The organism is Candidatus Sordicultor fermentans (assembly GCF_012728195.1).
Taxonomy (GTDB): domain Bacteria; phylum Atribacterota; class Atribacteria; order Atribacterales; family Caldatribacteriaceae; genus Sordicultor; species Sordicultor fermentans.
In genome coordinates this window covers 1-11492 of the sequence record NZ_JAAYFP010000155.1, presented here as the reverse complement: position 1 = coordinate 11492, position 11492 = coordinate 1, and the positions used below count along the sequence as shown (strand labels likewise).

9 protein-coding genes are annotated in these 11492 nt (G+C 43.2%); 8 read left to right on the top strand and 1 reads right to left on the bottom strand.

Annotation, left to right across the window (positions count from 1 at the left end):
- The 8 genes from GXZ17_RS08035 to GXZ17_RS08000 form a co-directional block, all read left to right on the top strand.
- The coding region (locus tag GXZ17_RS08035; RefSeq protein ID WP_409376775.1) for a class I SAM-dependent methyltransferase at positions 1–384 on the top strand (384 nt) is incomplete at its 5' end.
- Positions 385–541: 157 nt separating this feature from the next.
- Entirely contained in the window at positions 542–2194 is a 1653-nt protein-coding gene (locus GXZ17_RS08030; RefSeq protein WP_409376774.1) for an ABC1 kinase family protein, read from the top strand.
- A 39-nt stretch (positions 2195–2233) separates the two neighbouring features.
- Positions 2234–2941, top strand: coding sequence for a hypothetical protein (locus tag GXZ17_RS08025; RefSeq protein ID WP_409376773.1), 708 nt, complete (start codon positions 2234–2236; stop codon positions 2939–2941).
- Between the two features lie 23 nt (positions 2942–2964).
- Positions 2965–3870, top strand: a complete 906-nt coding sequence (locus tag GXZ17_RS08020) for a DUF1175 family protein (protein WP_409376772.1) — start codon at positions 2965–2967, stop codon at positions 3868–3870.
- A gap of 12 nt (positions 3871–3882) precedes the next feature.
- Positions 3883–8295, top strand: a complete 4413-nt coding sequence (locus GXZ17_RS08015; protein WP_409376771.1) for an alpha-2-macroglobulin family protein — start codon at positions 3883–3885, stop codon at positions 8293–8295.
- Entirely contained in the window at positions 8264–8914 is a 651-nt protein-coding gene (locus GXZ17_RS08010) for a hypothetical protein (RefSeq protein ID WP_409376770.1), read from the top strand. Before GXZ17_RS08015 ends, GXZ17_RS08010 begins: the two co-directional genes overlap by 32 nt.
- A complete protein-coding gene (locus GXZ17_RS08005) occupies positions 8889–9620 on the top strand; it encodes an ABC transporter ATP-binding protein (RefSeq protein WP_409376769.1) in 732 nt (243 codons plus the stop codon). The genes GXZ17_RS08010 and GXZ17_RS08005 overlap by 26 nt, the downstream gene beginning before the upstream one ends.
- On the top strand, positions 9617–10342 hold the full coding sequence (locus GXZ17_RS08000; RefSeq protein ID WP_409376768.1) for an ABC transporter permease: 726 nt from the start codon (positions 9617–9619) through the stop codon (positions 10340–10342). Before GXZ17_RS08005 ends, GXZ17_RS08000 begins: the two co-directional genes overlap by 4 nt.
- A 137-nt stretch (positions 10343–10479) precedes the next feature.
- On the opposite strand, the gene GXZ17_RS07995 is transcribed toward GXZ17_RS08000, so the two are convergent.
- A partial coding sequence (locus tag GXZ17_RS07995; RefSeq protein ID WP_409376767.1) for an aldo/keto reductase occupies positions 10480–11492 on the bottom strand: 1013 nt, incomplete at its 5' end.

The window sequence follows — 11492 nt, the reverse complement described above, 5'->3', positions numbered from 1 at the left end:
CCCGATAATCATTTTGACTTTGTCCTCATGGTTACCACCATCTGCTTTGTAGATGATGTGGAACAGGCTTTGCGGGAGAGTCACAGAGTGCTAAAGCCGGGTGGGTTTTTGATTCTGGGCTTTATCGACCGGGATAGCTTTCTGGGACAAAAATACTCTAAAGATAAGCTCCAAAATGTCTTTTATCGGGATGCCACTTTTTATTCCCCCGGAGAAGTAAAACAATATCTCCAACAGGCCAATTTTAGCCATTTTGAATTCAGACAAACCCTTTTTAACCCTCTCGAGAATATAAAAGCAGTTGAACCGGTTAAAGAAGGATATGGAGAAGGCTCTTTTGTGGTTCTGCGAGCACAAAAGTTAGAAAACAACGAGTTAAATTAGTTTCATACAACCTGGCAGAAACATTTTCTCGAAGCATGTGACAGAGAAACGTGGAGAGTAAAATGCTTCAATGTTTTTGAGCTTATTTTAAATTAAACACGAAAAAGGCTTGATATCTGGTAAAATAGTCGTTAGAGCTTTTACAGTGAGGTAATAGATGATTCCTTTTGGCCGTCGTTATTCCAGAAATTTTCGTCGGGTGCGGGAAATTATCAAGGTTTTCCGTAAATACGGGTTTTTATATCTCTTTCGCCGCGCTCACTTTCCTGAACACCTGACCCTGCCTTTTTTCCGCAAAGAAGCCGCCAGGCGTCCTCCAGAAGAAAATTTGCGTTTAGCCTTTGAGGAATTGGGAACTACTTTTATAAAGTTGGGGCAAATTTTAAGTACCCGTCTGGACCTTTTACCTGAAGAATATTGTCAGGAACTTAGAAAGTTGCAAGATCGGACTTCTCCGGTAGATTTCTTCGAAATTAAGGAAGTGGTAGAGCAAGAACTTAAAAAACCTCTTGAGGAAGTTTTTGAGAAATTTGATCCTGTGCCCCTTGCCTCTGCTTCCATAGCTCAAGTACATCGAGCAATTTTAAAAGATGGAAATAAGGTAGCAGTCAAGGTTCAAAAACCAGGAGTGGAAGAAAAAGTTATTTCTGATCTGGAAATACTCTTTTATTTAGCCAATTTGGCCGATCGAACAACTTCTTTTGCTCCCCTTACTTTTTCAGAAATGGTGACTGAGTTCCAGAAGAGCTTGATGAGAGAGATAGATTTTTTATATGAGGCAGTGAACGCTCGCCGGTTTCGAGAAAATTTTTCCGATTTCGAAGGAGTCTACATCCCCCGTGTTTTTGATGAGTATACCACTACCAGAGTTTTGACTCTGGAGTTGATTGAGGGCCTTAACCTTTCTCAGATGGCAGAAAAGGGTGAACTTGAGATAGATGGCCCTCTTTTAGCCCGTCGAGGAGCAGAAGCGGTTCTCAAAATGATTTTTGAAGATGGTTTTTTCCATGCCGATCCTCATCCCGGCAATATAATGATTAGAGAAGAAACCGGAGAATTGGTTTTCTTAGATTTTGGAATAGTAGGAACGGTGGATGAGAGAACCAGAGAAAACATGGTAAGAATGCTGCTCGCTATATTGCGGAAAGATATTGAAAGGGTAGTGGATATATTAGAAAGCGAGTTTTTGCTCTCTCCAGTTGAATCTCCTCTCGCTCTCCGGGTAGACCTCCATGAGATTTTAGAGCGGTACGTAACAGCTAACTTAAAAGAAATGAATATTTCCAGTCTAGTTAACGATTTTTTCTATCTTCTCCGCAAACACAATTTGCGCTTTCCTCCTCACCTTTCCTCCCTGATGAGAGCTCTTATGGTGGTAGAAGGGACAGGAATGATGCTCGACCCTCACTTTACCGTAGTCCCTTATTTAGAAAAAAGTCTGGAACGGGTTTTTGCTCAACGTCTCCGATGGGAGAGATTGTCATATAAAGTTAGTGATTATCTCTTCGATTGGCGAAAATTACTGGTTGACTTTCCCGATAAAGCACAGGGATTATTAGAAGATGCATCAAGAGGAAGAGTTCGTTTCCAGTTGGAAAGTGAAGATTTAAGAAGCTTGAATCGTCGCTTAGACCGGGTAAGCAATCGTCTTTCTCTCTCGGTTATTTTAGGGTCTTTACTCATTGGTTCTTCCCTGATTTACATTAGTTCTCCCCGGCCTGGGGCTATGGGTATTCTGGGGATTTTAGGTTTTGGGATAGCTGCTGTCTTGGGTATATTCTTGGTGATAGAGATGTTGAGAAGTAGATAAAGGGTGTAAATTTTTCTCAAGAAGAGAGGAGGAAAGTTGGTGAAGAAACTGATCATTATTTTTATTGCTCTTGGATTATCCCTGGTGCTTTTTAATTCTTTTTCCTGGGCTCAATGGGTGATAGAAGGAGAAGGCAAGTGGCAGGGAGAGGTTTATCAGTTTTCCTGGGAAAAAGAAGGAGGGAAAATGGTGCTCTCTCTGGAAGAAGGAGAAAAGAGCATCCTGCGGGTGGGGGTAGATCTTGCCAAACCTGAACTTTCCTTGATAGATGACTTAAGCTTTACCTTTTCTACTTTAGAGGATAAAAATGGCATTGCTCTTTCCTTTCTCTTTGCCTTATCCAGTATTTTAGGGGTGAAAGAAGAATGGCTCTTTGCCGAGAAACCTTCTTTTTTCCTCCTTCCTGATCCTTTATCTCTTCCTCCTTTCGGAGATTGTTTTCCCTTTCGCATTAACGATGAAGCAACTGGATGGTATTTTAAGGAAGGTATCCATCCCACTATGGGAGAGATGATAGGAGATCTGGTAGAAATTTTAGAAGAAGGAAGGCTTTCCCTTCCTTTCTGGAGAGAGATAGTGAAAGTTAACGGGCTTATTGTAGCGAAAGAGGAAAACGAGGAGTTAGTTTTACGAGTATATCAAGTAAAAGAAAAGGATACTCCTCTTGAGCTTCCTCAAAAAGGGGAGGACTATCGGGAAGTTTCCTGGGTAGATTTTTTATCTCCCTGGGAAGCAATTTTAGAATAGAGGGATGAAATACGAAAAAAATATTGCTTTTTATCATTTCCAGCCTGGTGGTTTTAACTTTTATCTTTCCTGTTAAACTCAACTGCCCTTCTCACCTGCATCTTCAGGCAGGAGGAGAGGAAAAAGTTGAGGAAATAGAACCTCTTACTTTGTGGGGTTTTCCTTCCTGGTTCCAGAGAGCCACAGTAGCGATAGAAGATAAAGAATTAATTTTTGCAAGTCAAGAGGGAAAGGAAGTTATCTTTCAGCCCCGGCGTCTGGAGGGGAAAACTTCAGTATTAGTGGGAGTGTTCCCGGTTTGGCGAAAAATAGAGGTGGAGATTCTCCCCAACCGGGAAGATAGAGATGGAGATGGTTTTCCCGATATGGCGGAGTTAAGTGCTGAAAGTGAACGAGATGCCTTTCGAGAGTTTTTTGTTAAAGTGGCTCGCTCGCAAATTGTCTCTCCTCATTCTCAATTTAAGGAAAGAGATTGTGGAGGGCTGGTCCGTTTTGCCTATCGAGAGAGCCTAAAAAGAGGAGATATCATTCCTTACACTTACCCTCGAGTTCCCTTACTGGGAGTCAACCTTTTCCGGATTAAACCGGGCAGCTTTAACCCTGAGAAAATAGAAGAAGATTTTTCGGTCTTTGCCTCTTCTTTTTACCTTCTGGCTCATAATGTAGTGCCTCTGGGAAAAGAGGAAGGAAAGGCAAAGGCGGGAGACCTTCTCTTTTTCTTTCAACCCGTCTCTTTTTCCTATCCTTACCATGTTATGATTTACGAAGGAGAAGGAAGAGTAATTTACCACACCGGTCCCATAGAAGAAGGAGAAGGAGTGCGAGAGACCACTATTACCTCTTTGCGCAAGCATCCCGATATAAACTGGCATCCCACAAAGGATAATCCTAACTTTCTGGGATTTTTCCGCTGGAAAATTTTAGATTAGAGGGGAGAAAAGATGAAAAAAAATAAAATTGTTTTTTGGTGGGTAACAGTTTTTCTACTCCTTTTGGTGGGAGAAGCTTTAGCCCAGGAGGAAATCTATGTTAGTGTCCCGGCTCACATCTACCCCGGAGAAATGATACAGATAAACATAAGTGGTCGAGAGATAAAAGGAGCACAGTGTTCCCTTTACCAAATCAATGACCCGGAGGAGTATATCCAGAGCGCAGAAAAAAAATCTTTCTTTCAGGTAGATAGCTGGCAACTACGCCGCCCTCTGGAAAAAGAGGAAAAATGGCAGAACACCAAATATTCCTTCTTTCAGGCAGTGCGAAGGCTTGCTTCCCGGGTACTCCCTGTCTCAGTGAAAGAATATTTGCGTGACCTGTTTGATATTCACGGGCCCTTGCCTCGCCGCCCCATTGCTATCACCCCTTCTGATTTTCGCCGGGGGACTGATGAGCTAAAAACTTTCTGGGTGGATTTACCACAGGAGAAAGATTCCCCCTTTTTCTGGAGAGAGGTGGAAATTAACCCCCTGCCTCCCGGGGTGTACTTATTCACTGCTCAGGGAGGGGGAAAAGAAGCCCGGGTTCTTTTCAGCGTAACCCATCTATCTTGTTTTTCCCGCCATGACAGAGAAAAAGGCGTTATCCTGGTGCAAGACTTAAAAACTGGTATCCCCCAGGAAGGAGTAAAAATTAAAATCTGGCAGGGTGAGGAAAGAGAGGAAGGGTTTACCAACAATCAGGGATTGTATTCCTGGAAGAGAGAGTGGAAAGAGGGAGAAGAAGCAGTTATTATGGTAGAAAAAGATAATGAATTTGCCTTTTTGAATTTTTATCCTTACTACTGGGAAGGTGGAAAATTAAAAGCTTTCATCTATTCCGAGCGTCCTCTGTATAAGCCAGGACAAACTGTTCTGGGAAAAGCTATTTTACGAGAAGTCAGTACCGATAAATATATCGTTCCTCCCCCGGGAGAAAAAGTGGAAGTGGCTCTGGTAGATTATCGAGACAATGAGTATGGAAAAGAAAGCCTCCTTTCCACTCCCGAGGGGAGTGTGAACTTTTCCTTTTCCCTGCCTCAGAAAATTGAAGAAGGATATTTCTTAATCCGGTTGCGCTGGCGAGATAGAGAATTTTATCAGGTGATTTCCATTGAGAATTATGAAAAGCCAGTTTTTACTGTCCAGTTAGAGCCGGAAAAGCCAGTTTATGCCCGGGGAGAAGAAGTTTGTTTTTCACTGAAAGGAGAGTATTATTCCCAGCGCCCTTTAGAGGGGGGTGAATTCCGCTATCAGATATTCCGCTATCCTGTTGGCTACTGGGAAAAAGAAAGAGGAGAGGAAATGTGGGGAGAGGGAGAGGGAAAATTAGATGAAAAAGGAGAGGGAGAGATACGGTTTCTTCCGGAGGGAGATGGAGCTTTCCGTTACCGGGTGCACTGTGTGGTGTTTGACCCCGCTTATCGAGCGGTAGAAAAGGAAGAAGAGGTTCAAGTCTTGATGGGAGAGTTTTATCTTTCCTTACAACCCAGGGTTTACTTCGTAAAAACAGGAGAAACTATGACTTATGAGGTAGAGGCCCGGGATGCCGAAGAAAAAAAAGTACCGGTAGGAAAAGTCTACGGGGAAGTGTACCGATTAGAATGGGAGAAGGAAACGGAGAAGTGGAGAGAAATCCCTTCTCAATTTTTAGATATTTCTCTTCCTGAAGGCACGGGAGAGATGAAAATAACTTTAGACCGAGCCGGTTACTATCGCCTGGAGGTTTATACCCGGGATAGGTCAGGTAATAAAATACTGGCTTCTTCTTACTTCTGGGTGACAGGGAAAGATTTACACTATCCTTCTCGTGAACTCGAAGTGCGCTGGGATAGAGAGCGCTATCGAGTGGGCGAGGAAGCCAGGGTTTTAATCGTTCCTCCTGGAGAAGGGACTTTCACCTTTCTCTTTTCTATAGAGGGCTCTGAGCTTCAAGAAGCGGAAGTAAAGCAAATATCTGCACCGGAGGAAATCGTTATTCCGGTTTTACCTTCTTACGTGATGGGAGTTTATGTTTCTTTTTCGGGGTTCAGCAACGGGAAACTATATTCTGAATCTCTGTCCCTCCCTCTTGAGCGAGAGAAAGAATTGCAAATAAAAATAACCCCGGACCGGGAGAGATATCAACCGGAGGAAAAAGGTAAAATCTCTATTCAGGTGAGCGATGCTCAAGGAAAACCGGTAAAGTGTGAATTGTCGTTTGCTATAGTTGACCAGGCTATTTTTGACCTGAGTTCGTGGTGGAGAGAAAACGTATACGACTATTTCTACTCTCAATTTTATAACTTAGTTTATGGCTCTTACTCCATTTATTCTTCTTTTTACGGGATGGGTATACCTTTCCAGGATATGAAAGCCCAGCTTAAGGGGATGGGAGGAGCGGAGGGAGGATTATTGTTGAGGAAGTATTTTCCTGACACTCTTTTGTGGAGGCCGACCCTGTCAACCGATGAAGAAGGAAAGGCAGAAGTAGATTTTGTTGCTCCTCATTCTCTCACTCGCTGGCGGGTAGAAGTAAAAGCCCACCAGGGAGAGTTTTTTGGAGAAGCGCAAGAGTACTTTACCACTTATCAACCTTTTGCTTTAGGAGTGGAACTTCCTTCCTTTCTGGTAGAAGGAGACATCCTGAAAAGTAAAGCTACTCTCTGGAATGAAGTGGCACCCCAGGAAGTGGTAATAGAGGGGGAAAGCTCCCCGGAAATTTCCCTCGAGTGGAAGAGGGAGCCTCTAAAAGTATCTCTTCTGGAAGAGGCAGTGTTTCCTCTCGAGGTAAAAGCTCAATATCCAGGGAAAGCTTATCTTCGGCTTTTTGCTCGAGGGGAATATGCACAAGACGCCATAGAGCTTCCTCTGGAGATAAAAGAAAGAGGAGTAGAAGTAGAAGAGATTTTTTATTCCTTTTTAGAAGAAAAGAAAACCTCCTTTGAGTTTTCCTGTGATTCTTCTTCGTCTGTGGAGCTTGCTCTATTTTCTGATCCTCGCAGCATACTTTTAGAGGAGATAGAATATATGCTTTCCTATCCTTACCGATGTAGCGAGCAGATAGCCAGCCGCTTAATTACTTTTTCCTCTCTACCTTTGGGGAAGATGGAAGATAAAATTCTCGAGGTCACAGAAGCGATAAGAGAGGATATTTATTCCCTCTATAACCTGCAGAGCTATGATGGAGGATGGGGCTTCTGGGGAGGAGAAGGAGATTTATTCCACACTGCCTATACCCTTTTGGCTTTGCACAAAGTAAAAGAGAGGGGTTTTCTGGTCAATGCTGAAGTAATAGAGCGGGGATTAAGCTTTTTAACTCAAGAAATATCAAGAAGCGAAGCTCCGTCTTCAGATTCTACTTTTTCACCCCCGAGTGAGTTTGACAGAGCTCTATCCTGGTATGCTCTTTCTCTATGGAAGAAAGACTTTGTTCCTTCTCCCCTTTCCCCTCTGGAGGAAATGGACGATAAAACTTTAGCTCTTCGAGGTTTGGTGGCCCGGGAAGAAGACAAAGAGAAAGTGGAAAAAGAGTTAGAGAAAAGGGCTCATGTTCTGGGTGATACGGTATTCTGGGGGACAATTAATCCCCAAAAACCTTGGGAAGATGACCGTTTTCCGGCTACAGCTTTTGCTGCCTTGTTTTTGGCAGAGAGAGGAAACCCCCTGGGAGAGAAAGCTTACCTGTGGCTGTGGCGGAGCAAAAAAGGAGGAAATTTATTTACTACTCTTAACCGTGCTTACTTTTTTCTCGTTAGCTCTCACTTTTTAAAAGAAGAAAGTGGTGTTCCCACTTTTCGGGTGTTTTGTAACGGAGCATTAGTTAAAGAAGGGAAAGAAGAAGAGAAAATAGCTATTCCCCGGCAATTTTTGAAGGAAGGCTCCAATCATCTGGAGGTAGAAGGAGATAACCTGTTCATGACCGAACTCAAAGTAAAAAGTTGGAAGAAGGAAGCCCCTTCCTCCCACTTTTTCTCGGTAAAGAAAAATTATTATCTTTTAGTACCCACAAAAGGAGAAAAAGTTTTCTTCTCTCCTCAGAAAGTAGATGCTTTCCATTCTCAGGAGGAACTAGTTTGTGAGATAGAAATTCAGAGCCCCGATTACTTAGAATATCTGATAATAGAAGACGGGATGCCTGCTGGTTGTGAGCTAATCAGGAAAGACTATACCTTTTCTCTCCCGAAGGAAGAAGGAGCACATTATCCCGGAGTGATAAAAACTCTTTTTGAGGGACAGCCCACTCTTTTTGTGTATGAACTTTTTCCCGGGAAAAATGTGATTCGCTACTACTTAAGAATCCGGGACCAGGGTAATTTCTATGTGAAGGCACCCCTTCTTTATCTCATGTATTTCCCTGAAGTTAGAGATTATGGAGAAGAAAAGAATCTGGTGGTGGAATAACTCCTGTATCCGGAGTTTTTTTCTGGGAGTGGTGATTATCCTCTTTTTATCTCAAAGAGGAGGGGCTCTTCCTGTCTTCGTGATAGAGGGTGGGGAGAGCTTCCCTTTTTTACCTCCGATAGTAGAATCGAGCTATAAAGAAGCTCAACTCTGTTTTCAAAGAGTGACCGGCTACTCCCCTTGTTCCTCTTTTCGCATCAAAGTTTTATCTCCAGAAATTTCTAACACTTTACCTTCCTGGGTGGCAGCGTTTTCGCGAGGTAGTACCATTTATCTTCGCTCCCCGCTTTTACTTTTCCAGCGAGGAATTCTTTCTTCCACCCTGGCTCATGAATTTTTCCATGTTTTTGTGGAAAGCTTTGGCTGGCAGCTTCCTTCCTGGTTTGAAGAGGGTATGGCTTCTTTCTTTTTCCCCACCCCCGGGGAAATATTCCCCGAAGGAGCGGGCGAGTTTTACAAGGGGTGTCAGGAATCTTTCCGGATTTTTAAGGAAAAAATAGGAGAGGAAAACCTTCCCTCTTTTTTCTCTACTGTTCAGGAAATGGGTTTTGAAGAAGCTTTTTTTATCTGGACGGGAGAAAAAGAAGAAGATTTTGGTAAACATATTGATGGAGAATGATGTTATTCTTAAATTTAAAAATGTAGGAAAAAAAATAAGGGACAGAGTAATCCTGGAAGGAGTATCTTTTGAGGTCAGAGAAGGAGAAATATTCGGACTTCTGGGAGGAAACGGAGCAGGAAAGAGCACTTTGATACGCCTTCTTTTTGGTCTGGTTCTGCCTTCTGCGGGGTATTTTTATGTGGGAGATTATCGCTGCCCTCCCCATAATCCCGAGGCTAAAGCACTGATGGGAGGATGTCTGGATAACACTTCTTTTTACGGGAATTTAACCGGGATAGAAAATATCACTCTTTTTGCCTCTCTGTCTTCCTGCTACCCCCGCCGGGGGGAGATAGAGTATTTTGCTTCTCTTCTGGGGTTTGAGCCATCCCTGCTTTATAAGAAAGTAAGTGGTTATTCTCAAGGAGAGAAGAAAAAGCTTTCTCTTCTCCATTCTCTTTTTCCTCTTCCCCGAATTTTAGTCTGGGATGAACCATGGGTGGGGCTTGACCCCCGGGGAGCGAAAGAAGTCCAGGAGCTCATTTTAGCTTTAAATGCCGAGGAGAGGGTAACTTTTTTCCTTTCTTCTCCTGTTTCTCAGGAGGTGGAAAAGATAGCTCAAAGAGCAGCCATTTTGCACCAGGGTAAAATAAAGTGGAATGATTATTTAACTCCTAATGTTTCTCTGGAAGAAATTTACTGGGAGATAATAGAAAGAAAATGAAAGCTATAAAAGCAGAGATCAAAAAAGCAATTCATAACCCTCGCTTCTACGGAGGGATTTTGATTTCCTGGGCTCTGGCAGGTTTAGTAGTAGCTCAAGCCTGGCGTGACCCCCTCTCTTTTTATTTGGGAAAAATCACTCTTTCCTTTTCTCTTTTATATCCTCTGGCACTTTTTGGTCCGGTGGGGGGAATCTGGGGAGGAACAGAAAATATTGCCGAAGAGAGAATGGAAGGAACTCTATCAACTACTCTTCTCCGCCCCCTCTCTCGCTGGGAGTGGTATTGGGGGAAAGCAGGATTCACTCTTTTTTATAACCTGCTCTTGGTTTTCACTCCTCTTTTAGGGATGGCATTGCTGGAAAAAATTATGTGGGGAGGAGGGTTTTCTTTCCGCCTTTTAGGAGGAGGGGTGATGGTTGCGCTCTACATTAGCTCTTTTTCTGCTTTATCTTATCTTTTCTCTTCTCTTTTCTATCGTCCCTGGGGAGGACCTCTTCTGGCTCTGGGAATAGGAGCTTTTTCCTGGATAGTAGAGCGCCTGGGAGGAGGAGAAAATGTCCAGATTTATCTTATCACCCATCACCTTTCTTCTTTCAACATCTTTTTCTTACCCCGGATTGATTGGCATCAAGCCCTTAGCTCTTTTTTAATTCTGGGAAGCTACACCGGAGGAGGGCTTCTCATAGGAGCGCTCATTTTTATGAGACAGGAAGAAAAATAAGGTTTATAAGGGAGCAACACCCCCCTTATAAACCCCCGAAGATACAAAACATCTAAAAAAAGACATAAATAAAAAACTACCGGGAGAAAAAACATATCTCCCGGTATAGGGGATCCTCTTTCCCCTTTATGGTTCATTCACTCTTCAAAAGCTCGAGCAACTTTCTCTAAAAGCTCGGGGATGGGGAGCTCTTGAGGACATAAATCTTCACAATCTCCACACCCGAGACATGAAGAGGCTCTTTCTTCCTCAGGAAGAGCTAAATATTTCCGACGAGCGTCCTCAAAAGCAATCTTTTGAAAGGCATCATTATAAAGCTCAAAATTGCGGGAGATATTTACCCCGTTAGGGCAAGGAAGACAATATTTACACGCATTACAGTTGATAGAAGGGAGTCTTTCAAAGGCCTCTCGAGCTCTCTCAATTATCTTTAACTCCTCCGGGGATAATAAACCTACTCCCGAAGAAGAAGCGATTTCTATGTTCTCCTTGACCTGCTGGAGGTTGCTCATCCCGCTCAGAACCACCGCTACTTCTTTTTGATTCCACAGCCACAGGAGGGCCCAGGCTACTGGACTTCTTTTAACGGGAGCCTCGTCAAAAATTTTTTGCACTTCCTCTGGAGGATTGGCTAATCTTCCTCCCCGCAAAGGTTCCATTATTACCACCGCTATCCCCTTTTGAGCTGCATATTGAAGACCAAATTGCCCGGCTTGGTGGTCAATGTCGAGATAATTGTATTGAATCTGGCAGAAAGTCCAGGGATAAGCATCGATTATTTTTTTAAAAGTTTCCCGGTCGTCGTGAAAAGAAAAACCAATATGACCAATCTTTCCCTTTTGAATGGCCTTTTCTGCCCAGTTCAGCGCTTCCAAACGCTCAAGTTTAGCCCACCGGTCTTTATTCAGGTCATGGAAAAGATAAAAATCGATGTGCTCGGTGTCTAACTTTCTAAGTTGCTCATCCAAGTAGCGGTCCATATCTGGAGCAGCATTAACTAACCAGGTAGGAAGCTTGGTGGCTACTTTTACTTTTTGTCGATATCCACCTTTTAGAGCTTTTCCGACCAATATTTCACTCTTCCCGCCATGGTAGCCGTAGGCGGTATCTAAATAATTTACTCCGTGGTCAATGGCATAATGAATCATTT

Excerpts from the sequence above, each read along its gene's own strand:
- GXZ17_RS08030 (WP_409376774.1), top strand. The coding sequence starts at position 542 with ATGATTCCTTTTGGCCGTCGTTATTCCAGAAATTTTCGTCGGGTGCGG.
- GXZ17_RS08015 (WP_409376771.1), top strand. The coding sequence starts at position 3,883 with ATGAAAAAAAATAAAATTGTTTTTTGGTGGGTAACAGTTTTTCTACTC.
- GXZ17_RS08010 (WP_409376770.1), top strand. The coding sequence starts at position 8,264 with ATGGAGAAGAAAAGAATCTGGTGGTGGAATAACTCCTGTATCCGGAGT.
- GXZ17_RS08000 (WP_409376768.1), top strand. The coding sequence starts at position 9,617 with ATGAAAGCTATAAAAGCAGAGATCAAAAAAGCAATTCATAACCCTCGC.